This window comes from Gordonia sp. YY1 (genome assembly GCF_009872315.1).
GTDB classification, from domain to species: domain Bacteria; phylum Actinomycetota; class Actinomycetes; order Mycobacteriales; family Mycobacteriaceae; genus Gordonia; species Gordonia amicalis.
Window position 1 is genome coordinate 1 of sequence record NZ_WXYI01000008.1, and the last position, 23,634, is coordinate 23,634.

The 23,634-nt window shown below is 66.8% G+C and carries 19 protein-coding genes, 1 tRNA gene and 5 pseudogenes; 10 read left to right on the forward strand and 15 right to left on the reverse strand.

Features of this window, described 5'->3' with window-relative positions; translation table 11 throughout:
* Positions 1-224: 224 nt before the first annotated feature.
* From BPODLACK_RS12240 to BPODLACK_RS12250, 3 genes are all read right to left on the reverse strand, one after another.
* A complete protein-coding gene (locus BPODLACK_RS12240) occupies positions 225-2,342 on the reverse strand; it encodes a DUF6541 family protein (RefSeq protein ID WP_159405408.1) in 2,118 nt (705 codons plus the stop codon).
* Between the two features lie 103 nt (positions 2,343-2,445).
* On the reverse strand, positions 2,446-3,711 hold the full coding sequence (locus BPODLACK_RS12245) for an MFS transporter (protein ID WP_024499515.1): 1,266 nt from the start codon (positions 3,709-3,711) through the stop codon (positions 2,446-2,448).
* A complete protein-coding gene (locus tag BPODLACK_RS12250) occupies positions 3,708-4,358 on the reverse strand; it encodes a GntR family transcriptional regulator (RefSeq protein WP_024499516.1) in 651 nt (216 codons plus the stop codon). Before BPODLACK_RS12250 ends, BPODLACK_RS12245 begins: the two co-directional genes overlap by 4 nt.
* A 281-nt stretch (positions 4,359-4,639) precedes the next feature.
* Between BPODLACK_RS12250 and BPODLACK_RS12255 the strand changes: the two genes are divergently transcribed.
* Positions 4,640-5,836, forward strand: coding sequence for an NAD(P)-dependent malic enzyme (locus BPODLACK_RS12255; protein WP_051349647.1), 1,197 nt, complete (start codon positions 4,640-4,642; stop codon positions 5,834-5,836).
* A 42-nt stretch (positions 5,837-5,878) separates the two neighbouring features.
* On the opposite strand, the pseudogene BPODLACK_RS12260 reads toward BPODLACK_RS12255, so the two are convergent.
* The 4 genes and pseudogenes from BPODLACK_RS12260 to BPODLACK_RS12275 all read right to left on the reverse strand — a co-directional run bounded on the left by BPODLACK_RS12260 (position 5,879) and on the right by BPODLACK_RS12275 (position 9,003).
* Positions 5,879-6,993: pseudogene (locus tag BPODLACK_RS12260) on the reverse strand (TIGR03364 family FAD-dependent oxidoreductase).
* A gap of 37 nt (positions 6,994-7,030) precedes the next feature.
* Positions 7,031-8,044 (reverse strand): zinc-binding dehydrogenase, encoded by a 1,014-nt coding sequence (locus BPODLACK_RS12265; RefSeq protein WP_024499518.1) that lies wholly within the window; start codon positions 8,042-8,044, stop codon positions 7,031-7,033.
* Positions 8,020-8,208 (reverse strand): annotated as a pseudogene (locus BPODLACK_RS12270) (phosphonate ABC transporter, permease protein PhnE); the annotation flags it as partial. The pseudogene BPODLACK_RS12270 and the gene BPODLACK_RS12265, both read right to left, overlap by 25 nt.
* A gap of 45 nt (positions 8,209-8,253) precedes the next feature.
* Positions 8,254-9,003 (reverse strand): phosphonatase-like hydrolase, encoded by a 750-nt coding sequence (locus BPODLACK_RS12275; RefSeq protein ID WP_024499520.1) that lies wholly within the window; start codon positions 9,001-9,003, stop codon positions 8,254-8,256.
* Positions 9,004-9,104: 101 nt separating this feature from the next.
* Between BPODLACK_RS12275 and BPODLACK_RS12280 the strand changes: the two are divergent.
* Positions 9,105-9,616, forward strand: a pseudogene (locus tag BPODLACK_RS12280) (GntR family transcriptional regulator).
* Between the two features lie 3 nt (positions 9,617-9,619).
* On the opposite strand, the gene BPODLACK_RS12285 reads toward BPODLACK_RS12280, so the two are convergent.
* The 4 genes from BPODLACK_RS12285 to BPODLACK_RS23570 form a co-directional block, all read right to left on the reverse strand.
* Positions 9,620-10,291: a VOC family protein gene (locus tag BPODLACK_RS12285; RefSeq protein WP_024499521.1), complete on the reverse strand. Its 672-nt coding sequence runs from the start codon at positions 10,289-10,291 to the stop codon at positions 9,620-9,622.
* Positions 10,292-10,396: 105 nt separating this feature from the next.
* On the reverse strand, positions 10,397-11,104 hold the full coding sequence (locus BPODLACK_RS12290; protein ID WP_024499522.1) for a hypothetical protein: 708 nt from the start codon (positions 11,102-11,104) through the stop codon (positions 10,397-10,399).
* A 704-nt stretch (positions 11,105-11,808) separates the two neighbouring features.
* On the reverse strand, positions 11,809-12,996 hold the full coding sequence (locus BPODLACK_RS12295; protein WP_394854767.1) for a hypothetical protein: 1,188 nt from the start codon (positions 12,994-12,996) through the stop codon (positions 11,809-11,811).
* Between the two features lie 47 nt (positions 12,997-13,043).
* Complete coding sequence (locus BPODLACK_RS23570) at positions 13,044-13,481, reverse strand: hypothetical protein (protein WP_232513054.1); 438 nt, start codon at positions 13,479-13,481, stop codon at positions 13,044-13,046.
* Between the two features lie 661 nt (positions 13,482-14,142).
* Between BPODLACK_RS23570 and BPODLACK_RS12305 the strand changes: the two genes are divergently transcribed.
* From BPODLACK_RS12305 to BPODLACK_RS12330, 6 genes are all read left to right on the forward strand, one after another.
* Positions 14,143-14,724, forward strand: coding sequence for a hypothetical protein (locus tag BPODLACK_RS12305; RefSeq protein WP_024499525.1), 582 nt, complete (start codon positions 14,143-14,145; stop codon positions 14,722-14,724).
* A 51-nt stretch (positions 14,725-14,775) separates the two neighbouring features.
* Complete coding sequence (locus tag BPODLACK_RS12310) at positions 14,776-15,270, forward strand: helix-turn-helix domain-containing protein (RefSeq protein ID WP_024499526.1); 495 nt, start codon at positions 14,776-14,778, stop codon at positions 15,268-15,270.
* A 60-nt stretch (positions 15,271-15,330) separates the two neighbouring features.
* Entirely contained in the window at positions 15,331-15,756 is a 426-nt protein-coding gene (locus BPODLACK_RS12315; RefSeq protein ID WP_006435059.1) for a VOC family protein, read from the forward strand.
* Between the two features lie 47 nt (positions 15,757-15,803).
* On the forward strand, positions 15,804-16,655 hold the full coding sequence (locus BPODLACK_RS12320; RefSeq protein WP_024499527.1) for an esterase/lipase family protein: 852 nt from the start codon (positions 15,804-15,806) through the stop codon (positions 16,653-16,655).
* A gap of 171 nt (positions 16,656-16,826) precedes the next feature.
* Positions 16,827-16,902 (forward strand) — tRNA-Thr (locus tag BPODLACK_RS12325).
* A 341-nt stretch (positions 16,903-17,243) separates the two neighbouring features.
* Positions 17,244-18,656, forward strand: a complete 1,413-nt coding sequence (locus tag BPODLACK_RS12330; RefSeq protein WP_024499528.1) for a PE-PPE domain-containing protein — start codon at positions 17,244-17,246, stop codon at positions 18,654-18,656.
* Positions 18,657-19,102: 446 nt separating this feature from the next.
* Here BPODLACK_RS12330 and BPODLACK_RS12335 read toward each other — a convergent pair whose 3' ends face one another.
* Both BPODLACK_RS12335 and BPODLACK_RS12340 read right to left on the reverse strand, forming a co-directional pair.
* Positions 19,103-19,669, reverse strand: coding sequence for a hypothetical protein (locus BPODLACK_RS12335; RefSeq protein WP_024499529.1), 567 nt, complete (start codon positions 19,667-19,669; stop codon positions 19,103-19,105).
* A gap of 243 nt (positions 19,670-19,912) precedes the next feature.
* Positions 19,913-20,050: pseudogene (locus BPODLACK_RS12340) on the reverse strand (TetR/AcrR family transcriptional regulator); the annotation flags it as partial.
* A 54-nt stretch (positions 20,051-20,104) separates the two neighbouring features.
* On the opposite strand from BPODLACK_RS12340, the pseudogene BPODLACK_RS12345 reads away from it, so the two are divergent.
* Positions 20,105-20,272, forward strand: a pseudogene (locus BPODLACK_RS12345) (alpha/beta fold hydrolase); the annotation flags it as partial.
* Positions 20,273-20,338: 66 nt separating this feature from the next.
* Here BPODLACK_RS12345 and BPODLACK_RS12350 read toward each other — a convergent pair.
* Positions 20,339-20,521 (reverse strand): hypothetical protein, encoded by a 183-nt coding sequence (locus tag BPODLACK_RS12350; RefSeq protein WP_024499531.1) that lies wholly within the window; start codon positions 20,519-20,521, stop codon positions 20,339-20,341.
* Between the two features lie 181 nt (positions 20,522-20,702).
* Positions 20,703-21,989 (reverse strand): DNA polymerase III subunit delta', encoded by a 1,287-nt coding sequence (locus BPODLACK_RS12355; RefSeq protein ID WP_159405409.1) that lies wholly within the window; start codon positions 21,987-21,989, stop codon positions 20,703-20,705.
* 172 nt (positions 21,990-22,161) lie between these two features.
* Here BPODLACK_RS12355 and BPODLACK_RS12360 point away from each other — a divergent pair, with 172 nt between their 5' ends.
* Complete coding sequence (locus BPODLACK_RS12360) at positions 22,162-23,622, forward strand: adenylate/guanylate cyclase domain-containing protein (RefSeq protein ID WP_081712464.1); 1,461 nt, start codon at positions 22,162-22,164, stop codon at positions 23,620-23,622.
* The last annotated feature ends 12 nt before the right edge of the window (positions 23,623-23,634 follow it).

The following is a 23,634-nucleotide window of genomic DNA, read 5'->3' on the forward strand; positions in this document are numbered from 1 at the left end:
GACCTACGCAACGCCTCCGACGCCGAAGCCACCCTCGCCTCGATAATGCTCGCCGCCGCATACCCGCGCGCCTGAGATGGCATCGGTATGACGTTGTGCCCGGAATCCGGGCACAACGTCATACCGGTCTGAAGCAGAAAGCCCGATGCTCGCGAAGGGCGGCGCGACGAGCAGGCCTCGCACCAAAGCCGAGGACGCCGGACCACATACGACCTCGTCCCGGGTCAGCCGACGGGCGGCGCCTCGGCCGGCGGGACGCCCACAGCCGGCACACCCTCCACCGGCGCAGGCGGGTACACCAGGTCGTTGACGCGGTAGACGACGGCCTCGCCCTGCCGGAACACCTCGGTCAGACCGGGGGCCCCGTTCTCGCGCAGTTCCAGGAACGGGTCGCCCTGGTGGCCGTTCTCGGGATCGGGCCGGCCGCGCTGGAACTCCCAGTAGCTCGTCGGGGAGTCGATCACGTAGTGCACGTTCATGTCCCGGACGATCTGGTCGATCGCGGGGTCGGCGCCGATCTTCGCGACACCCCAGAAGACGTCGCGCTGCCGATCGGAGAACTCGTTGGCGCGGTAGAACGGGAACATCGGGGTGACGCCGGTGACCGGGTACATCCAACCGGTGCCCTGGTCGAGGTTGTTGAGGACGAGCACGTCCTGGGCGTCGGGTTGCGAGGCGAGCCATGCGTAGGCGGCGAGGTCGTCAGGGCCGATGTACTTGCCGCCCCGTTCCTTCGACGCGATCTGCGCGTTCGGCGAGTAGCGGACCACCGCGGCGCCGGCGATCAGGGCCAGCAACACCACGTACGTGGTCGCGACCACCCAACCGGCGCGGTTCGTGCCCGTGGTGGAGGTCTCGTCCGACGGCCCGAACCGCCGCCCGATGACGCCGATGAGGGCGACCACGGACACGCCGATCGCGACACCTGCGGCCGCCGCCGAGAAGATGGCGACCACGAAGGTGAGTCGGTGCGGCGAGTTGTAGAAGTAGCCCCCGATGGCGCCGAGCGGGTAGGACAGCGGGCCGAGTGACACCACCGAGTTCGCCGTCACGAGCGCGAAGACCAGCCACGCCGCGAGTCCGGCCCAGCACCGCAACCAGGCCAGGACCCCGAGGCCGAGGACGGTCACGATGATCAGCGGCCAGACCGGGAAGTGATCGAGATTCAGCGGGATCGTGCCGTTGAACGCACCCTGCGCCAGGCCGTCGAGTATTCCGATCCCTTCTTCACGGAAGTCGAAGAACGGGAGTTCGTTGGTGTCCGCGACGCGGATCGTGCCGAGGACCACCGGGAAGATCAGGATCAGCGTGAGGACGGCCGTGACCGCGAGGGTCGCGAGATCACCCACACGGCTCACCGCCGGTCGCCAGAGGCCCTCACACAGCCACCACAGTCCCACGATGACACCGACGAGGATCAGACCGGAGGGATGCGTGGCCGTCACACCGGCCACCGCCAGGGCGGCCGGTAGCACACGAGACCGGTCGCGGACCACGCTGAGAACCAGTACCGCCGCGACCGGAGCAAGACTCACGCCAACCGCATTCGGCACCGACGTCAGCTGCACTTCGACGTACGGCAGTGACGGGAACAGCGCGGCGACGGCGGCGGCGGTACCCGCGATGAGAGCGGAGGTGTCGACGTCGTAGCGGTGTCGGGCGAACCAGTAGGCCAGTGACGCCACACCCAGCGGCACCGTGACCGCCAGTACCGCAGGCGAATACGTGTTGTACAACTCGACCGGATTCGCGCCGGTCAACGGGAACAGCAAGGCGCCCAGGGCATGCCACGTGTTCGGGTAATAGTTGAACCCGTGGGTGTCGTAGTTCATCAGCTCGCCCATGCGCAGGGCCGAACCGATCCCGGTCTCGTGGATCCACCGCAGAGAACTGGCGTGCCACAACGAGTCCCACACCTGCGAGATGTTGTCGAGTCCCGCGAACGCGGTCTTGGCCACCGGCCGGATGCAGGTGATCGCGATGATGAGTCCGCCGAGACCGAGACCGGCGACCACGCGCAGCATCGCGGTACGCCCGACTCCTGGTTCGCTCGTATCCGCAGGCACCGGCACAAACCGTCGTGCGACGCCGGTGCGCAGCAGGCGGGAATACGCCCACGCCACCGCGAGAGCGAGAACCAGCCCCACGAGCGCCGAGATCGGGTTCCACACGAAGCCGACCGCGGAGTACAGCACGGTGAGGATCGAGACCAGCGCGAACGTGATGGCCGGTCCCGCCGCGAGCGCCACCGGCCACGACAGGTTCATCCGGCGTCCTACGAATGCACCAGGCAGGATCAGCACGAGCGCGGACACGATCACGACCCACGCAGCCAGCACCATCACCCCGCGCCTTTCCACACTCGCCTGTCACCCCGCGGTTGAGACCCGTTTCCACTCCCTGCCGGGCCCCGACCAAACACTCAGCAGGGTACCCGGCGCCGTATCAGTGCGACTGTCCGGTGACGACGCTCTCGTCGGGCATCGGTTGCCCGTCGGACACCGGGAGGACCTCCGGGCGATGCTTCGAGTGCCCGGACGCCGCGACGGCGAGGCAGACCAGGGCTGCGACCGCACCGAACACGAACATCTCCGTGTAGGTGATCGACGTCCAGGTCCCGGTGATCCAGGCCAGGACCGCGGGGACGGCGAAGCCGAGGTAGGTCACGCTGTAGAACACCGCGGTCAGACCGGCGAGGTCGTCCGGACCGGCGATGCGCTGCACCTCGAGCAGGCCGGCGATCAGGGCCATCCCGTAGCCGCAGCCGAGCAGGGTTGCGGCGACCAGTGACAGCCACACGGTCAGCACGTGTGCCGCCACGGCGGCGACGAGCATGCCCGCGACGAGGGTCGTGAGCGCGACGACCACGCCGCGCGAACTGCCCGGCACATCGATGCGCCGACCCACCGACTGGATGCCGAACCCGGCGCCGAGTCCGAGGACGCAGCACAGGGCGGCGAAGGCGATCGGCGCCCCGGAGGTCCGTGCCGACATGAGCGCCGGGATGATCGCGTACGCCGTCGCGGCGGCACCGAAGACCCACGGCGCGACCGGCAGGACCACGAACATGAACCGTCGGTGACCGGCGGCCGGGATACGCAGGTCGTCGCGCAGGCGGCCGGGCGACAGGCTGGGGAAACGCGTCTCGGGGACGACAGTCAGAAGAGCTCCCGCGCACACCGCGACGGCGATGTTCACCAGGTACGGCAGCACGTGCGGCCACGGGCCCCACTGGGCGAGCACGCCGGCGACACCCGCGCCGATTCCGAAGCCGGCGGTCAGGCTCATCGCCGCACGTCCGGCGCCGATCCCGGCTCGCGCACCGTCGCGGTCGGACAGTTCCTTGATCCAGCTGCCGCCGACCGCCATCGACAGACCGAGCGCGACGCCGCTGCAGATGCGTCCCACGGTCAGCAACTCCACCGACTGCGACCCCGCGGCCAGCAACACCGAGCCCAGCGCCGCGAACACCGGCGCCGGCAGCATCAGGGGACGACGTCCGAACCGATCCGACAGCGGTCCGCCGATCAGCAGTGCGGGGACGATGCCGAAGACATATGCGAACAGCAGGGCGTCGACGACGACCGGCGAAAGACCGCTGATCTGGCGGTACATGACGAGCAGCGGGGTGAACTCGTTACCGCCCCACGCGGTCGCGAAGACGGCCAGCGAGACCGCGGGCCATCCGAAGCGGCGGCGGTTGTCGGTCATGCGGGTTCTCCCGGGAGGTCATGGACACCGGCGAGGTGCCCCGCCAAGAGGTGTTCGAAACGGTCGGCGTCGGCGGACTCGATGGCGCCGAGGAGGCCGAGGTGGTCGGTGATGATGCGGGCGGCCACCCCGGCGTCGCGGTGCACCGAGGCGATCGTCATGCGGCGATGCCGCTCGCCCAGCGTCGTGTAGAAGTCGGCGAGGAGCGGGTTGTCGCCGGCAGCGGCGATCAGCTGGTGGAACTCGGCGTCGAGCCGCGAGAACTCGGCGACGTCGGTCGTGTCGGCTCGCCGGTGCGCCTCGAGGTTGGCTCGCAGTCGCGCGGCCAGCTCGGCCGCGGCGGCGGGCCGGGAGGTGACCGCGCGGACCGCGTGACCTTCGAGGAGACGTCGGGCGTCGACGACGTCGCGCTTCTCGCGGTCTCCGATCGGTACCACGAGCGCTCCTCGCTTCGGGTAGAGCCGCATCCACCCCTCGGTCTCGAGCCGCAGGAATGCCTCACGCACGGGAGTGCGGCTCACGGAGCACCTCGAAGCGATCTCACCCTCGCTGATCAGCTCACCGCCAGCGATCTCGTTTGTGAGAATTTGCTCTTTGACCTCGGCATATACCCGCTCAGCAGCGGATTCCGCGGAGGCATGCGACATAGACACAAGTTGTACCTTACCAATGCCTGATGGCGCCGTCACCAGGGCAGACCCGACTTCCATGACGGTCCTCATCGGTGAGACACTTGATGCGGCCGTAACGAGCGTCACCCTCGCTCACGAGCCCTGATCGCGTCCGCTGAGCCACCCGCTCGCGTCGATGCGGATCTCGACAGCTCGCGGGCAACGTGGCCGGCGAGACGATGCAACCCGCGTTTCGCGGCATTCAGGAGGACCCGACCGTGACGAGCACGGAGGAGACACGTATGGGGGACACACGTATGGGCGACACCCCGATCACCGAACCGGCCATTGCCGATCTGCCGATCACCGATGACGAGATCTTCTTGGCGCACGCCGGCGGCAAGCTGTCCGTCGAGTTGCGCTCGCCGATCGACACTCAGCGCGACCTGTCGATCGCCTACACCCCGGGCGTCGCCCAGGTGTCACGCGCGATCGACACCGACGCCACCCTGGTGAACAAGTACACCTGGACCGACCGTCTGGTGGCCGTGGTGAGCGACGGATCGGCTGTGCTCGGTCTCGGTGACATCGGCCCGCGTGCGTCGCTGCCGGTCATGGAGGGCAAGTCCGCACTGTTCCGTAGCTTCGCCGGGCTGAACTCGATCCCGATCGTCCTCGACACCAAGGATCCCGACGAGATCGTCGAGACCCTGATCCGTCTGCGTCCGAGCTTCGGCGCGGTCAACCTCGAGGACATCTCGGCGCCACGCTGCTTCGAGATCGAGCGCCGCGTGATCGAGGCCCTCGACTGCCCGGTCATGCACGACGACCAGCACGGCACCGCCATCGTCGTACTCGCCGCCCTGAAGGGCGCGACGACGCACCTCGGCCGCGACATCACCAGCCTGCGCGTGGTGATCTCCGGCGCCGGCGCCGCGGGCGTCGCATGTGCCAACATCCTCCTGGCCGTGGGCGTCTCGGACGTCATCGTGCTCGACTCGAAGGGCATCGTCTCGGAGGGACGCGACGGCCTGAACGAGTCGAAGGCCGATCTGGCGAGCCGCACCAACCCGCGTGGTCTGACCGGCGGCGCCGTGGAGGCCCTCGAGGGCGCGGACGTCTTCATCGGCGTCTCGGCCGGCCTCATCCCCGAGGAGATCATCGCGTCGATGAACGACGACGCGATCGTGTTCGCACTGTCGAACCCCGATCCCGAGATCCACCCCGAGGCCGCCGCCAAGTACGCGGCCGTCGTCGCGACCGGACGCAGTGACTTCCCGAATCAGATCAACAACGTGCTCGCCTTCCCGGGCGTCTTCAAGGGCGCACTCGACGCCGGCGCCCGCCGGATCAGTGAGGGCATGAAGATCGCTGCGGCAGAAGCGATCTTCTCGGTCGCCGCCGAAGACCTGCGCGCCGATCGCATCGTGCCCAGCCCGCTCGACGACCGGGTCGCACCGGCGGTCGCGGCCGCGGTCGCCAAGGCCGCGCAGGACGAGGGTCTCTGCTCCTGATCGAAGGTTGCGCCTGGCGCCGCTCACCGCGGCGCCAGGCCGCTACCAGCCCATCAGTCCCGCAGATTCTTCCGCGATGGCGGGCCCCAGCGTCATCCCCCGCCCGCCGGGGCCGGTGACGGCCCAGACTCCGTCGGCGATCGACTCCCGGCACACGATGCGGTCGGGTTCGGTGCACTGGCTGTAGACACCGGCCCAGCGTCGTTGAATTTGCGGTAGGGCCCTGCCCAGCAGGCCCTCCGTCACCGCCACCAGATGCGCGTAGGGGTCCTCGTCGATGTCGAACGCGAACGGCTCCTCGTACTCATGGGTGTCCCCGATGGTCAGCCCGCCGTGGAGCCGCTGAACACACAGCAACTGCATGCCCTGCTCGGCTGCGATCGGTCGTTGCGGCTCGGTTCGCCGCAGTTCGTCCAGCGCCGTCCCGGCGAACCCCGGATAGTAACGCAGACTGTCGCCGTCGGCGATGGAGGTCGTCAGCCGCTGCCCGAGCGGGGACGTCTGCATCATCTGCAGCCGCACCCGGCGGATCGGGAGTTCGCCGAACACCTCGTGCAGAAGACCGCGGTGATTTGCCCCGGGGCACAACAGGACACAGTCACCGCCGTGAACCGTGCCGGCGTCGTCACGCACAGAGGTCCCGTAGATGTCGCGAGCCTCCACACCCGGCACGAATGTATACCGCCCCGAACGCGCGAGATGCGCTCGGAGAGCCGGCATCGCCTGTCGTGACTCGACCGCGGCATCGCTCGTACAGTGCAGTCCGGCAAGGTATTCGCCTTGAAGGGCGGGATTGACCTCGGCGACCTGGGCTCTCGTGAGGAGGTGGAAGCCGCGGCGGTCCGCATCCTCGCGGGCGACGACCTCCTCTGCGACTGCCACTTCGGCAGCGTTGCGCAGCAATGTGATCGACCCATTGGCGCGAAATCCGACAGCCGGAACCAGTGCCCCGATCTCCTCCCAGAGCACGCGCGACCGCAGCGTGTCTCCAGTTCGGGCGCCGACCGGCCCGACACCCACACCAGACCGAAGTTGCGGACCGTCGCGCCCCGCGCCTCCAGCTCACGGTCGAGGTGAACGACGTCGTGACCTCGTTCGACGGCCATCCAGGCGTGCGCGGTTCCGGTGATTCCGGCTCCGACGATGATCACGCGCATCGATTCAGATCCTCTCGTTTCCCATCGGTTTCGGGGTCTACGGCGCGACGGCGACGCGTAGCTTGCGGCCGGGGGCCGACCGCACCGCGGTCTCGATCTGTTCGAGTGGTAGCGGATCGGTCACCAGTTCCGACCAAGGATGACGGTCCACCGTGCGGCCGAGAAAGGCGACAGCCTCCCGCAGATGGCGTGGCTCATAGTTGTGGATGCCGGTGATCGTCCACCAGCGTCGGACGATCTGCTCCGGATCGACTTCCAGCAACGGCCCCGGGGCGACGGACCCGGCGAGAACAAGCGCCCCGGAGATCGCCAGCCGCGGAAGGCTTTCCCGGATGAACGACGCGGCACCGGTGAAATCGAGTACTGCATCGACCATCTCGCCGTCGTCGAGCAGAGCTCCGAAGCTGACCGCTTGTCCGAGTCGGACCCGGTCGGGGTCGACGATCATCGCGTGGGCCCCGCGGTCGGTGCACACCGCCGCGGCGGTCGTACCCAGCATGCCGGCACCCCCGATCAACACCCTGCGGCCCGACATGTCGCCGGCGCGCTCGACCGCGGCCATGACCGTGGCCGTCGCACAGGCGGCCGGAGCGGCCACCGCGTCGCCGAGATGCTCCGGAACCCTGACCACCGCGGTACCCGAAGGCAGCACGATGTGTGTGGCATAGCCTCCCGACAACGTCCAGTCACTGTCGAAGGACTCGTGACCGACTTTCCGTACTCGCCGGCACTTGGCGGTGATCCCGCGCCCGCAGCGGTCGCATTCACCGCACGCGACCGTGACCGACCACACGACCCGGTCGCCCACCCGCGCGGGTGCGCCCGCGCCGACTGCGACGACCTCGCCGACCGCTTCGTGCCCGAGGACCGACGGGCACGGCGACTGTCTACGCCCACTGACGGTGTGCAGATCACTGCCGCAGACCGTCGCCAGTCGGATTCTGACGACGATCTCTCCTCGCCCCGGTGCGGGCAGCGGCATCTCGACGATGTCGATCCGATCGCCCCGCCACACGGCCGCACGGGTCAGACCTGTTTCGAACGTATCCATCCCGGCAACCTTTCGATGGCGAACACAATGACGAAGATGACGATCACGATCGCCCAGACGACCTCGAGACCGAGCGTGCGGATCGACTCGGACAGCAGGAGACCGATACCGCCGGCACCGACGACGCCGAGGACCGTGGACGTGCGGATGTCGACGTCGAGGAGCCGGCGAATCATCATGGGGTGACGCGATTCTGGGGAAGGGAGTGCTCAGGAGTCGGGGATCAGCGCGGGGAGGTCTGCGACCGAGGCGAGCACGGCGTCGGCACCGGCCGCACGGAGGGTGGCCTCGTCGTGTGCGCCCGTGAGGACCCCGACCGAAAGGCCGACGCGCGCACGACGGGCGGTCTCGATATCACTGGAGGTGTCGCCGACGACGATCACGTTGGCCAGGTCGTCGACCTGTGCGGTCAGGGCCGCGGCGAGTACGAGATCCGGGTATGGCCGGCCGCGCAGGCCCGCGGTAGGTGCCAGGACGTGGTCCACGGCCTCGGTCCATCCCAGAGTTCTGAGGATTCGCTGTTGCGTCGCGGGACTGAACCCGGTGGTGAAGGCGGTCGCGATGCCCCGAGCGCGAAGACCGGCGAGTACTTCGGAAGCCCCCGCCACGGGTTCGACTCCGCGGGTGATCAGTTCTCCGTAGGCGCGTTCGAACTCTTCGTTGGCGGTTTCGGCTGCACCCTCGGCGCCGAAGAGGGCACGAAAGACCGCGATCTTCGATTGCCCCATGGTGTCGAGCACGTACTTGCGGGCGCGTTCACGTGTCTCTCCCGCCTCGGGGACGCCGACCGCGGTGGCGGCTGCCTCGAAGGCCTGGGTGACGAGACCGTCGTCGACGACGGTGGTACCGGCCATGTCGAAGACGACCAGCTGAACGGGACCGGTGATGTACTGGGGGACAGTCGAGTCGATGACCTCCGAGTTCGGTATGCGGATGCTGCCTGAAGTCTGCATGCGCACAACTCTCACCTTTGGTATAGCCCAATTCGGGTGGTTCCTCCGAACTCCAGATGAACACTCGGCTTCCATTTGGTCTAGACCAAGTCTTGATCTTCGGCAGCATGGATCTGTTCGAGCGGCCGCGTGTTCTGAAGCACCAGGTGGTTCGATCACGGCTCGAAGGACTGCTGGAAGATCTCGTCGAGGGCGATCCGTTCCCTGCGGAACGTGAACTCGCCGAAGCATTCTCGGTGTCCCGCGAGACCATTCGTCAAGCACTCCGAGAACTCTTGCTCGACGGCAGGATCATCACCACCGCCGGCGTGCGGATAGGACTCGACACGACCCGTCTACCGGCCCACCGGTATCCCGATCTCGAGCCGAACTTCGAGGTGTCGTCATCTCTGTACGCCGAATTTGCGAGACGCGGAATCAATTTCGGCAGAACGGAGGACACGATGGAGACCACTCTTCCCGACGCGCGCGAAGCGGCATTGCTACACGTCGATGCGCGTACGCCGATGTTCGTGCTCAAGCGCCAGTCGTACGACGACAGGGCGTTCCCATCGAATTCCGCCGCTCACTCTATCGAGGCGACCGGATGGCGTTCACCCAGACGATGTACCCCGACTGACCGTCAGTCGGTCCGTTCCTGCCAGGTACACAGGCAGATCTCGTTGCCTTCGGTGTCGGCGAGAACCCACCACGCGGGCGCGTACTCATCGGTCAGTAGCTGGCCACCCGCGGTGATCGCTGCCTGCAGGCGTTCGTGTACCTCGTCGTGGGGCACCCACAGATCGAAGTGCACCCGGTTGCGTTCCGGTCGTGGGGAATCCATCTGCTGGAACCAGACGGCAGGCAGACGTCCGGCAGGATCGATCAGATCGACGGACTCGTCACCCACCGCGTCGGAATAGCCGAGCACCGCCCTCCAGAACGGTCGGATGGCCTCGATGTCCTGCGCGTCGATCCCCACGTCGAACTGGCCGGCGGGCTCGGGGAACGTCTCGAGGCCCATCTCGATCGCGATGCCCGCGATGCGGTTCGCCAGTGCGACGTCGGCCTCGGTCAGCTGGTGGGCACTGTGCGTTGTGAGAACGAGATGCACTGAGCCGTAGCGCAGATCGATGTCGGGGTGGTGGTTCGCCGCCTCGGCCGCGTCGACGATCTTGGTGATGAACTCGAGACCTCGCACCATCGAACCGGTGCGATAGGCCGCCTGGAGCTTGTACCCGATCACCCGCCAGGGATCGGGTACGGCTTCGGTTGCCTGGGCACGGGACAGCGGACTGCGTGTTGAGCCGGTCATACTCCCCCATGCTGCCTGCTGGACCGCGGATGCGAAAGGGGTGCTGACACAGAGTGCGGGCTCAGTGCCGGATTCCGGCACTCAGCCCGCACTGTGGAAACGTTGTCAGCGCTGGTTCGACGTCGCTGCGGCCAGTTTCGCGATCGCCTCGGCCGTCGCAGGCAGAAACCCGCGTCGAGCGTCCTGGTCCAGTGCGGTCCCGGCGCCGATGACCGGGTCGTAGTCGAGGCCGATCACCGTGCCGACCGCCCCGGAGACGACCCCGACCAGCATGTCCGCGAGGCCTTTCTGCTGTGGCACCGGAAGCTGGGACCCGATCACGACGACGGTGCGCTCGAGCACCCCCGCGCGGTCCCATTCGGTGAAGATGACCCGTGCCCGGTTGAGCAGGTCGGGTCGTGGGCTGATCACGAGCACCGGCGTGAGGTTCGGGAGGTCGTCTTCGGCGAGTTCGGGCAGCAGCGTGAGCGGGTGCGCCCCGGCGTCGACGACCGGCACCGCGCCCTGCCGCCATACCTCCACCACAGCGTCGGTGACTGCCGCCTCCTCGGGAGGCAGCCAGAGACCAGTGCCCGACGCGGTGCGCAGCAGCTCTTCGTTGCCAGTTCCGCGGAGTCGGAGCTCGATGTCGCAGTCGTTGCCGGACGCGTCGACCCACCACGACAGCAGGCCGAGGGTCGACGCGGCGCGATGTTCGGCGAGGAGGGCCGACACGACAGACGTGCCGACCCCGCCCGCGGTTCCACAAACGACGACGGCCCGCTCATCCCAAGATTGCGGGTCGCCGTCGCGCGGCTGTATCAGGCCAGTCATCGTCGATCAGGGTACGGAGTTCGCGGCTGGTTGCCGTGGTCAAGCGAGTTCATGCAGGCTCGTCATCTGACACACGAGTACTTCTACGGGACAAGCATGTGGAAACCCACGAGACCACCTGTGGGTGTCCTGACCGGATTGTTCACCGCGTACGTCGTGATACCGATGGTCGCCGGACCCGATCCGGTCGGGACATCCCATTCTGTCTTCTCACCGGGACGGGGACCGAACGTTGCTGGCACCCATTTGTGCAGTGCATAGCCCCGAAGACTGGTGTAAGTCGTCTGGAATAGTACTCGGCACTTTGGATTTCGTTTCCAGCTGGCGCCGTCACCACCGAATCCGAGTGACCGTGCAGTCACACGAACCACGCCGCGCTTGTTCTGTGGAGTGTGAATCGCGAGGTTGACAGTGCCACGGCACAGGGAATGGTCTCCCATTGTCGCGAGATTATGGCCGTAGAGCGCGATGTTCGGGATGGGCGCAGCGGCCGCACCACCCGCCCCTATGCCGGTGGACACGATCACGCTAACTCCAGCAATCAATCCGATGAACAGTCTTCTCATCTCAATCCTCCACTTGTCCGTCGCATGCTCTTCTCTCCGGCGCGACCCATCCGCGGGGTGAACTCGATCGTGTGCTGAACACTTGCATGTGTTCGACGGACTGGGTGTGGGGCTGTCGCTCTAGCGCTCGTCATAGGACTATTCATTCTCCGTCGGCCAGAGGACTTCACTGCCGGGGATGGCGTTCTTCAAGCCGTCCGATTGCGCCCTGGTCCAGTCCCGGACGGACTTCTCTGCGCCCTCGCCAAAGACCGAATAGGGCGACCTGGCCTGCGCAGCAGACCATTTCACCGCCGATGCCCCAACCTTGAGATTCACATCCCCGCGGCTGTTGACGACATAGTCAACAGCCGGAAGGCCAGAGCGACGCGCTTCGGCCGGCGAGAGGTGAAACTCAAACTGATTCTCTTCTTTTACCTCAGGCGCCGCATGCCGAGGGCGGTTCTGCCTCCACGGCTCATCCGGGTTGGCACCCGGATCACCAGCCCCGAGGGAGTAAGCGAGGAGACCACCAGCGGTGCCACCGATCGCGAAGCCGAGCGCTGCACCGGCTGCGCCAGCCCCGATCCCGCCAACTGCAGCACCGATTCCAGCGCCGACAGGCACATCAAAGAAAGCCGTTGCACCAGCGGTAGTGATCCAGCTGACTCCCAGACCAGCGATCGCACCGACCCCAGCCCCACCAACAGCACCAACCACCGCCGACGGAATACCCAGCGCGACAGCACCTGCCGTACCGCCGGCCATGACACCGATGATCGTCGCAGCTGCCCGACGACTCGCCTCGTCCTCCGGCACACCCACCGAGATCAAACCCTGAGCAATCTTCGCCTCGCCATACGCCGACCACGCATTGATCGAGTTCACATCCTTGTCCGACAGACCCTCAGGAATATCGGTCACGAAGTTGCCCGCACGAATCTTGTCCGGCGGCGGCGCAATCGGACGCACCGGCGGAGCAACCTGCGGCACAACAGGATTGGTGATCACCGGCGAATACGGCCGCTCATAACTCCACGAACTCGCATCGTCGTACGAACGATACGGAGCCTCCACCGGCGGACCCGGAACCGAACCCGGACCCGGCACCACCACAGGCTGCACCACCGTGTCACCCGGAGCCGGAGCACCCGGCGCAACATCAGACGGACTCGTACCACCCTGACCCGGCACCGAATCCGACGGATCGGTACCACCCTGCTCCGGAACAGCAAACGCCGCACCCGCACCAGCCGTGATCGACACCGCCACAACAGCAGACGTCACCGACAGAACCGGACCACTCGGCCTCCGACGCCTACGATGCCGACCACGACTCTGAGACATCTCGGTACAACCTTTCTGCGCGACTCCCGATGACGCTGCGCGTGAACTCATTCGACGGACCTGATGGACTGGATGAACGTCTTGCCGCCCGTCGTCGACGTGCGGATGACCTGGCGATAGGTGATGGGCGCCGCGTCGGGCTGCAACTCGGTGAGCACGACGGAGTACTCACCGGGAGCCCGTTCGGTGATCTTCAGACAGTGCCGCGTGCCGATCGGGCGTTGATCGATGTACTGCTGCATGACGTACTCGGAGGCGACGGCACCCGGGGCGGCAACCGCGCGTGCGGCTTTCGCCGAGCGCAGTACGTAGTAGGCGTGGTTGAACGCGCGGATCGCGCCCGGACCGGACTCCTGGTCGCCCTTCTCGTCGTCGTTCGACACCGTCGTCCCCGACCCGACGGGACGCTGCGCACACGCCGGGTTGCGGGCGACCGCCGACGTCGTCGGCCCCTCGGTCGGCGAGGCGGATTCGGAGGTTTCCACAGCCACAGCGGAGCGCCCGGAGTCGGCACCAGTCATCGAGATTGCGACAACGCCTGTGGTCAGAATCACAAGAACTGCAGCTGCCGCACCCGCGATCCGCGGTCCCGAACCCAGTAATCGGCGCCACCCGGGAGCGATGCCGGACACGGCCTTTCGCTTCGCGCGGACCGATCTCTCGGCCTCGGCGAGGAAGGAGTCGAGATCGGAAGAGGGCTTCTCGGGAACCGCGGCCACGGGGGTTTCACCCCTCGTCACCGATCGCCCGACAGAAGTGGCCGGAGCGCCGAGCACCGCCACGGCCGTGCCGCCGGCATCGCTCTGAACTGCGTCGACGGATCGGAATCGAGCCAGGTGAGCGGCCAGATCGACCGCCGGCGTGGCACCGGAGGACGGCCAGGCGGCAACGTCGGGGAACCACAAAGACTGCGGACGCTGCAGCACCATGAGACCCCCTCCCCCCGGCTGGTGATCGTCGTTGTCAGTTGTGCACGCGACGACACGACACCAAAGGAAGATCCCCCCGTGGCGCCGGCACTGCCGTCGCTGATCTCGGGTCACCCTACAACAGCTCTCAGCAACATCTCAGGTGTCATCCACAGGCACGACAGGCACTCATCCCGACTCTCAGCGCGACCCCAACGCGCTCGCTACGGTCGGAGGCGTGCTTCTCACAGCTGCAGTGGCGCGCGGGGTCGCCGACGGTTCCGTCGACCTCGCCTTCCGTCGCTGGGGGCGTCCCCGCATCCGTCCCGGATCGAGCTTCATCGCCCTGACACACGTCATCGAGGTGACGTCCCTCGAGCGAGTCGATCCCGCGCAGCTCAGCACGGAGGACGCCCGCCGGGCAGGCTACGAGGACGCCGATGCGATACGGGCGACGCTGTGCGTCAACACCGATAATCCGACCTACCGGATCGGACTGCGTTGCATCGGGGAGGATCCCCGGATCGCACTGCGCGCCGACGACGATCTCTCCGACGACGCTGTCGCGGAGATCCGTTCGCGGCTCGATCGAATGGACACTCGCTCCGAACACGGACCCTGGACACGGGACACCCTCGCGATCATCGCCCGCCGGCCCGGCGTCGTGTCCACCGAACTCGCGGTCGAACTCGGCAGGGACCGAGCGGGTTTCAAGAACGACGTCACCAAGCTGAAGAAACTCGGGCTGACCGAGAGCCTCGAGGTGGGCTACGAACTGTCCCCGCGCGGCGTCGAATTCCTCCGTCGCGATGTCACCTAGCCGACGGTCGAACAGGGCGCGGGGTCATCGCGGGATCGGCATAATCAATCCATGTCCAGCGCACATCCGGCGCGCCACCTGCTGCGCGCCAAGGATCTCGCCGACGTCCGGTTCGCCGAACCGCTGACCGTCGACGACATGGCCGCCGCGGCAAAGCTGTCCCGCGCACACTTCTCGCGCGCGTTCACCGCCGCATTCGGCCAATCCCCGCATTCCTACCTGCAGACCCGGCGACTCGAGCGGGCCGCAGCGATGTTGCGGTCGACGGATCGCACAGTGGCCGACATCTGCATGTCGGTGGGACTGTCGAGCGTCGGATCGTTCACCACGAGCTTCACGCGCGCATTCGGCAAGACGCCGACCGCGTACCGTGATTCGTTCCCACCCGCGGCCACCTATGCTCACGTACCCGCGTGTGTGTTGCGGGTCTACTCGCGGCCCGGACCGTCGAGTCGCGTCGAACGTCCGGAACCGTCCGCAGCGCCGGCCGAGCAGCTTCCGAAGACAGCACACGGGAAGAAGACCGCCGCACCCGCGCGGCCGTAACTTTGGTTCCACCACCGGGAGAACACGCCCGACCACGAACCAATTCGAAAGGTGCACACCATGATTCGTATCGCCAGCGCTCAGCTGTGGGTCCATGACCAGGACGAGGCCCTGGAATTCTGGACGACGAAGGTCGGGATGGAGGTCCGCTCGGACGTCTCGCTCCCGGAAATGGGCGGGTTCCGCTGGCTCACCGTCGGCCCGCCCGGACAGGACGACGTCTCCATCGTGCTGATGGACATCCCCGGTCCGCCTGCCTTCGAGGCCGAGATTTCCGGTGAGATCCACAGCCTGATGTCCAAGGGTTTCGCGGGGACCGTCTTCCTCACCACCGACGACTGCCGGGCCGATTACGAGGCATTGTCCGCCCGCGGCGTCGAATTCACCGAGAAGCCCGAAGAGCGGCCATACGGGATCGACGCGGGCTTCCGGGACCCGTCGGGCAACAGCATCCGCCTGACGCAGATGGCCGAAATTCTCGCGTAGGTCCGAGAGTGCCTGTCGCGCCGACGGTCGTGGGCGACAATGCTCCCATGAGCCGTCTCCGATCAGGCCTCGCCGCCGCCGCGACCGCGCTTGCCGCGGCCTGCGTGCTGCTCGTCCCGGGCGCCGCGCAGGCCGCGCCCTTCCCGGTCACCACGAATCCCGACGAGGCGATCGCCGCGCACTACCTGGGTCCGGCAACCGAGTCGCCGGCCGGCAGCAACCGGTTCGGCTGCCGGGATCGAGAAGGGCGCGACCCTATCGTCCTGCTGCATGCCACCGCGATGAACCAGAGCGCGAACTGGGCCTACCTCGCCCCGACCCTCGCCAACGCCGGGTATTGCGTCTTCAGCACGACCTACGGTCAGGCGTCGTGGAGTGGCACCACCGGCGGCCTCGGCAACAAGGAGCGATCCGCGCGTCAGGTCGCGCCGTTCATCGACAAGGTCCTCGCCGCCACCGGCGCCTCCAAGGTCGACCTCATCGGCCACAGCCAGGGCGGAGCGATCGCCCAGCTCGTGACCCAACTCCCCGGCCGCGCCGCGCAGGTGGACACCATCATCGCGCTGTCGGCATCACACCAGGGGTTCTCCCGCGTCGGCTCGATCACCGACCGACTCCCGGCGCGGGCGCCCGGCCAGAGCTACTGGGGCCCGCGGCACCCGTCGATCGACTACGTCAACTTCGCAACCAGGTACGACGAGATCTCGACGCCGTACCAGGTCACGCTGATGACACCTGGTCCGAACGTCGTCAACATCTTGGTCCAGGACGTGTGCCCGGCGTCGAAGATCGGTCACGTCGGCATGGCCTACTCCCCGACCGTCGCCGCACTCGTCCGCAATGCGCTCGACCCCGACCACCGTGTGCCGGTGGTGTGCGGCTCCGACTACCCGTTCTGAGTCCCGACCCGCCACAGAATCTCCAGGTCAACGCCCGTTCGTCAGCTGTAACTGGCGCTTCTTCGCGCAGGTGCCGATTCTGCGCGGCGACGCGCGGGGCAGCACAGCTGGGCCGGTTTTTGTTGCGGGCGATCGACTCGCTAGACTCGTCTGCGCTGCCTCGCGTAGCACGCCGCCCTAGCTCAGTCGGTAGAGCAATTCACTCGTAATGAATAGGTCAGGGGTTCGATTCCCCTGGGCGGCTCCACCAGGATCGTACGATTCGACCCTCGTACGACGCTTCCCCGCATCGACGGATTCACTCCCTCACGCCACTACCGAAGGCACACCCGAAGCCTCTTCCGCCCTTCAAGTGAATCTTCCGCCCGCTAAACCCTTAGCGATGCAAAGATAATTCGGTGCCAGGTATGCCCCGTTAATCCGTTCGGATGACAGACTCCGAGCCCACTGCTCCTTACACTCCATGCGACTGTAGGAGGTCAATTGGGGGCACGTCGCGGACGAAAGCACCGGTCTCAACCGGCGCGGACTGCCATAACACCTCGTAAACCGTCGCGAGCGACAGCCACCTCGCTGACGATCAGCGCATTGTCTCTCGCCACCGTCGTGCCGATCGCCGTCGCCTCGACGAACGTCACCGCCGTGGTCGAATCCCTCATCGACCGCGGCGTCGTCCGCGAAGCCACCCAACACGACAACACGAGCGACATCTTCGCCGACCTGCCCGACGACACCATCATGGTCGTCACACCCGGGACCGACGACACCATGCTGATGCCGCGCAATCTCCCGTACGCCGGCAACCGCCAGGCCCTCATCGTCAACTACACCGAGTCCTTCGGACCCGTCATCGCCGGCCGCTCGAACACCATCGCTCCGTTCTCGCCCGGCTACGACGAGTCCAAAGAGCATGCGATGAACCAGAACCTGGCCGTGATGGCCGCGTTCGCCGAGATGGGCGAGGACCGCCCGTTCGTCGTCTACACCGGCTATTCGCAGGGCGCCGACGTACTCGGCGATGCCGCCGAGAACCCACGGGCCTACGACGACGACTTCTTCGTCCCGGGCAAGGACATGGTCGTCCTGGTCTCCGACCCGCGGAGCCCCTGGGGCATCAAGGCCTGGCTCGACGCCATGCCGTGGCTCAAGCCGATCGTCGAGGCGGCCGGGATCGAGGCGAACGGCGCACGCGACCCGGAGGCCACCGGCAAGGTCGAGGTCGTGTCGGTGATCATCGTCGGCGACCCGGTCAGCAACTTCCAGTGGGTGTCGTACCGGCCCGTCGCGTCGCTCATCGTCAATGCGGCCGGCTTCCTCACCATCCACTCGGGCACCGGACCGCACACGTACGGCGACGTCGAACGACTGGGTGACCCGAAGGAGTACAAGAGCGGCAACACGACATACCTGGTCTACGACGCCGCGCATCCCCTGGCGCTGTTGGTGGCTGCCGTCCACGACCGGCTCGGGATCACCTACGACAAGGACGACCTCGCTCGTTGGGACGAACTCGCCGAGGCCTACTACCCGACCCAGGCACCGAACCCCGACACCGCAGCGGTGCCGGTGACAGCAGTGGATTCGGTCAAGCAGGACCGACCGGGCGATGGTTACACCGTCACCGTTCCGTCCGAGGTGGCGACGGGCGCGGAGAAGCCGGGTGACCCGCCGAGATCCGGCGGGTTCGTGCCGGGGGGGATCGTTCCGCCGGCCGAGGACGTCCCCACCGACGATCGGACGCCCGCAGATGGCCGCGGCGAGGGCGAGCCCGGCAGCGGAGATGCCGACGACCGCCCCGGCGGCACCGAAGCGCCTGACTCTGAGGATTCGGGTTCGGGCTCGGGTTCGGAGAAACCGGACTCCGGAGACAGCGGAGCCGGGGACTCCGGTTCACCGACCGGCGGTGACGACTCATCGGACGCCGGGACGGACCGGGAGAAGTCGGACTCCGCCGAAACAAGCTCGGCCGGTGGGGATTCGACGGGCCGCGAGGCCGCCTGATCCCCAACCGGCCAGTGGATCAGCTCGACCCGAACAGATTTCCCAGGCTTCCGTTGCCCGAGTCGCCACCACCGGTGTCACCACCACCAGTGCCGCCACCACCCGGGTTATCGGGAGCCTTACCGGTTCCGGTCACCTTGTAGACCTGCACGAAGGCAGGAGCAGCGCCGCCGAAGCCTCTCCGCTCCCGGTGAATGCCACCGCGGCTCCAGCCGCCACTCCGATTCCGGCCAGCGCCATCCGCGAAAACCGCATCTGTTCCCTTTCGGACACGTGATTCATTGCCCTACAACACGTGTCGTAGGCACACCCCGACAAGATCGACAACGTCGGGGAATTGAGTGTCTGATTTCGTGCGGGCACAGCAATGCACCCAGAGCAGCGATGTGACATTGACGCCGGGGGTCAAGAGGTCTCGGCCCGCCGATCCCCCACCGTCCGAGGAACTATCCGAGGAGTCCGCCGAACAGACCTGCGAGGCTGCCGTTGCCCGAATCGTCAGGCGAGTCAGGAGACTTGCCGGTTCCGGTCACGGTGTAGACCTGCGCGAGGCCGTTGATCGTCAACCCGAGGATCGGATCGGGGGTCGTGCACTCCTGGTAGATCGCATACGACGTGTCGGTCCGACCCGAGGCCCACTGTCCGGTCGACGAGCCGTCCTCGGCGATGCTCTTGCCGTTCCACACGACCTTGAGCGCACCTTCGGCTGCATCCTCACGAGCGCTGTCGAGCAGCCCGGACTCGATGCCGGTGGCGATGATCGCGTTGACGGCGGTGGCGCGCATCTTGAGTTCGGTCTCGTCGCTCGCCTTGTGGACGGACAGCCAGCACGTCGCCGTCTTCGACGTCTTGTTGGTCACCTTCACGGCCACCGTGCCATTACTGAGGGATTGTGTGTGAGGGTACGACGACGACAGAAGCAGCGCTGCCGATGCCTCTCCCGATCCGGAGAACCCCATCGCAGCCGCAGCCGCCACCCCGATTCCTACTGTCGCCACCTTCGTGAATCGCATCCACATACCCTTCCCAGCCCCTGATCCGTTGCGCGTCAACATGTGCCGAAGGCACTCTCCAACGGGTTGATTACTCGGGAACATTAGCAGACCGAATTAGAGATTCGGCGGGATACCGTTTCAACAATCACCGATCATGGCCCAAATTCGTTCCGGATAGATCAATCGACCAGAATGCCTCAACAATTGGTTCAAATGACCCACTAATTGCTTGGCGGACCATTCCTCCGAACAAGTGACAACTTATTCGAGAGCCTGATCGATCAGGATTTCGGCGGCACTCCGCGCGTCGTCGGCAGCCTGTGCGGTGCCGGCGATCGCGGCGGTCGTCTGGGCCCCCTCCGCCAGGATCGACAGTTGCGCGGCAAGTCTCGGCGGCCCGTAGCCTTTCCGGCGCGTCGCGCACCTTGTCCATCCCGACCGCGTGCACCCCATGTGCACGGCACCGCGGACAACATCCTGCCGATCGACGCCACCGGCCGCCGCTTCCACGAAGCCGTGCCGGCGGCTGAGTACGTCGAGATCGAGGATGCTCCCCACGGACTGCTGTGGACGCACGCCGTCGAGGTCAACGAGGCCCTGCTGCGGTTCGTCCAGAAGTGAAGCCGGGCCCATGACGCACGACGGCCGCCGGGCGGGAGACCCCACCCGGCGGCCGGTGCGTCATGTCTACCTGCTCGGCTCGCCCTCGGCCTCGTCGGCGGCGGTGGGCTCGTCGGCGGCGGCTTCCACGTCCTTCTCATCCGCCAGCGGGTCGTACCCCGGAACCCCTTCGAGGACCGTCAGTTCCTGGTCGATGGCGGCCGAGACGGCTTTGGCCTCTTCCTTGATCTTGCGGATGAAGTCGGACATCGCCTGCTCCCTTGCTCATCGACTGCACGGCCCGCGACCGTCCACCCATGATAGGGCCGGCCACTTCTTCAGAACGGGGTTCTCCTCATCGATCTCCTTGATGGGTCACCACGCTGCTGGTCACGTACGGCATCGCCGAGACGAGCAGACAAGACATCGAGGTGGCGCTCGCCGAACCGCGTCAGGCGTCAACCCTGCGTTTGAGCGCCAACCCGATCCTGGCGACCATGTCGTCGACCGCGAACTTGGGCTTCACGTTCATGTCCAGCGCCTCCCGGCAGTCGAGAACGGCCTCGACGCACGACAGCAACTGCTCGGGCCGGGCATAGCCGGCCAGGGGTATCGAGATGTCGTCGGACTTGTCGGGGTGCATCGCGGTCACCTTTGCCCAGACCCCGACGACGAGCGCGTCACGAAACAGCGCGGCGAGGTCGACGAGGGCACGGTCGAGGACATCGCGTCCGACGCGCGTGGCCCGCGACTTCTGACGCTTCTCCAGTTCCTTCAGCGCGCCGGCGCTGCCGCGGGGCATCCGGGCGGTTCCCTTGCCGGTTCCGCCGGCGCCGAGCGCAGTCTTCATCTGCTCGGTCTCGGCCCCGTCGAGTTCGGCACTGATCGCCTTGGCAGCGGCCTCCGCCGACCGCACCAACTCCTCTGCCGCGGCGTAGGCGGTGGAATCCCGGGACGCCGCCCGTGCCAGCGCCAGCGCCTTCTCGCGCTGGGAACGAGCGTCGGGGTCGGTGGCGAGGCGTCGGGCGCGACCGATGTGACCGCCGCAGACCGACGCCGCCCAGTGGGCCTGCTCCGGGTCGAGTCCGTCGCGTTCGACGAGGACGCGTTCGATGTCGGCGGTCGTCGGCGTCACCAGCGCGACATGCCGGCATCGCGACCGCAGGGTCACCGAGATGTCCTCGGGGTCCACCGACGGCGCACACAACAGGAACACCGTGCGCGGTGGCGGCTCCTCGACGACCTTCAGGAGCGCATTCGCTGCCTGCTCGGTGAGACGGTCGGCGTCCTCGACGATGACGATCTGCCAGCGACCGGTTCCGGGGCGTCGTGCGGCGGCCTGCACGATGTCGCGCATCGCGCCGACCGCGAGACTCAGGCCTTCGGGCACGACGTGTCGGACGTCGGCGTGGGTCTTGGCCATGACCGTCACGCAGGCGCGGCATTCGCCGCAGCCGACGTTCGCGGAGTCGGGGGTCTGGCACTGCAGTGCGGCCGCGAAACAGGTCGCGGCCACCGAACGGCCGCTCCCCGGCGGTCCGGTGAAGAGCCAGGAATGCGTCATCGACGCGCGTGACCATCCCGCATCGACACCCGGGATCTCGTCGTCGGGGAGGAACAGACCTTCGGTGCTGCCCGCGTCGAGCCCCTGTGCGAGGACCCGCGCGGCCCGGGCGGCGGCACGTAGATCGGCCGCGATCGCCTCTTGGCCGGTCAGCCGATCAAAGACATTGGTCACAACGACACCCTAAACCGCAGTTCGGACACGCCAACGGGGCGGAACCGTGTTTAACGATTGCAAGCAGCCAGCTACCGTAGTCTCCGTGGTGGAACAGCGGTCGCGATGGTCCAAGGTCCTGCACCTTGGCCGATGGCTGGTTCATACGCCGTGGCCGATTCTCGCGCTCGACATGCTCCGTGCCAACCTCGTCGGCGCGCTGTTCACCTTCGCATTCCTCCGCTTCGGGATGCCACTCCAGGACTCGATCAGTCTCGACGAGATCACCGCGCTGAATCAGGCGATCTTCGCGGGCTACCTGTTGATCGCGATGGTCATCGGAGGTTACGCGAGTATCCAGCTGTCGCTGCCGGTCCTCGTGTGGCATCGCAGACGCACGCGACTCGACAACGAGGCCGCCCGACGCCGCGCTCTCGCCCTGCCCACCCTGCTGACGGTCGTCAACGCCGCGCTGTGGGTCGTGGGTGGCACGCTGTTCACCCTGGTCAATCTGACGGTGTCGTCCAAGAACGCCTTCATCGTCGCGATCGCGAGCGCCATCGGTGCCATGGTCACGTGCGCGCTGAGCTACATGCAGGCCGAAAAGGTGCTGCGGCCGATCACCGTCGCGGCGATGGCCAACAACCCCGACCACGCGATCGCGCCGAGCGTGACCACCCGGATCACGGCGTTCTGGGTGATCAGCGTGGTGGCGCCGATGGTCGTGATCATCGGGATGATCGTGCTGCACCGCCTCGGGATCATCGAAGCCGACTCCACCGGGCTGGAACGTCCGATCCTGTGGATGGCGGTGTCGGCGCTCGCGTTCAGCGTCATCGCGATCGTGCGAGTGGTCGCCGCGATCAACGACCCGATCAAACAGCTGCGTCGGGCGCAGTCGAAGGTCAGCGACGGCGACCTGAACGTCGCGGTGAAGATCTACGACGGCAGCGACCTCGGTCTACTGCAGGCAGGCTTCAACGACATGGTCGCCGACCTGCGCGAACGCCAGGAACTACGCAACCTGTTCGGCCGCTACGTCGGCGAGGACGTCGCACGACGCGCCATCGAGACCGGCACCGAACTCGGCGGCGAGGAACGCTACGTCGGCGTCCTGTTCGTCGACATCGTCGGCTCGACGCGCCTGGCCGTGAACCGTCCGCCGCGCGAGATCGTCGAACTGCTCAACGAGTTCTTCCGAGTGGTCGTCGCTGTCGTCGGACGTCACGGCGGCTTCGTCAACAAGTTCCAGGGTGATGCGGCCCTCGCCATCTTCGGCGCTCCGCTCGACCTCGACGACTTCGCCGGGCGCGCATTGGCCTCCGCACGTGAGTTGCGCGCCGAGCTCTACGAGACCCTCGGCGACACCGACATCGGAATCGGCGTCTCCGCGGGTAAAGCGATTGCCGGTCACATCGGCGCCGAACAGCGCCTCGAATACACCGTCATCGGCGACCCGGTGAACGAGGCCGCCCGGCTGACCGAACTCGCCAAAGACGAACCGACCCGCGTCCTCGGTTCGGCCCGCGCGGTGTTCCTCGCCTCGCACGAGGAAGCCGAACACTGGGAGATCGGTGAGGGCGTCGAGCTGCGCGGACGAGGGATCGAGACCCTCCTCGCACGACCACACATGGCGCCCTACCGCAGGGACTGACCTCGACACCGT

Bases quoted from the DNA above. Each gene is read 5' to 3' on its own strand.
- BPODLACK_RS12240 (WP_159405408.1), bottom strand. From the start codon at position 2,342: ATGGTGCTGGCTGCGTGGGTCGTGATCGTGTCCGCGCTCGTGCTGATC.
- BPODLACK_RS12245 (WP_024499515.1), bottom strand. From the start codon at position 3,711: ATGACCGACAACCGCCGCCGCTTCGGATGGCCCGCGGTCTCGCTGGCC.
- BPODLACK_RS12250 (WP_024499516.1), bottom strand. From the start codon at position 4,358: ATGTCGCATGCCTCCGCGGAATCCGCTGCTGAGCGGGTATATGCCGAG.
- BPODLACK_RS12255 (WP_051349647.1), top strand. From the start codon at position 4,640: ATGGGCGACACCCCGATCACCGAACCGGCCATTGCCGATCTGCCGATC.
- BPODLACK_RS12265 (WP_024499518.1), bottom strand. From the start codon at position 8,044: ATGGATACGTTCGAAACAGGTCTGACCCGTGCGGCCGTGTGGCGGGGC.
- BPODLACK_RS12285 (WP_024499521.1), bottom strand. From the start codon at position 10,291: ATGACCGGCTCAACACGCAGTCCGCTGTCCCGTGCCCAGGCAACCGAA.
- BPODLACK_RS12290 (WP_024499522.1), bottom strand. From the start codon at position 11,104: ATGACTGGCCTGATACAGCCGCGCGACGGCGACCCGCAATCTTGGGAT.
- BPODLACK_RS12295 (WP_394854767.1), bottom strand. From the start codon at position 12,996: ATGTCTCAGAGTCGTGGTCGGCATCGTAGGCGTCGGAGGCCGAGTGGT.
- BPODLACK_RS12310 (WP_024499526.1), top strand. From the start codon at position 14,776: ATGTCCAGCGCACATCCGGCGCGCCACCTGCTGCGCGCCAAGGATCTC.
- BPODLACK_RS12315 (WP_006435059.1), top strand. From the start codon at position 15,331: ATGATTCGTATCGCCAGCGCTCAGCTGTGGGTCCATGACCAGGACGAG.
- BPODLACK_RS12320 (WP_024499527.1), top strand. From the start codon at position 15,804: ATGAGCCGTCTCCGATCAGGCCTCGCCGCCGCCGCGACCGCGCTTGCC.
- BPODLACK_RS12335 (WP_024499529.1), bottom strand. From the start codon at position 19,669: ATGCGATTCACGAAGGTGGCGACAGTAGGAATCGGGGTGGCGGCTGCG.
- BPODLACK_RS12350 (WP_024499531.1), bottom strand. From the start codon at position 20,521: ATGTCCGACTTCATCCGCAAGATCAAGGAAGAGGCCAAAGCCGTCTCG.
- BPODLACK_RS12360 (WP_081712464.1), top strand. From the start codon at position 22,162: ATGCTCCGTGCCAACCTCGTCGGCGCGCTGTTCACCTTCGCATTCCTC.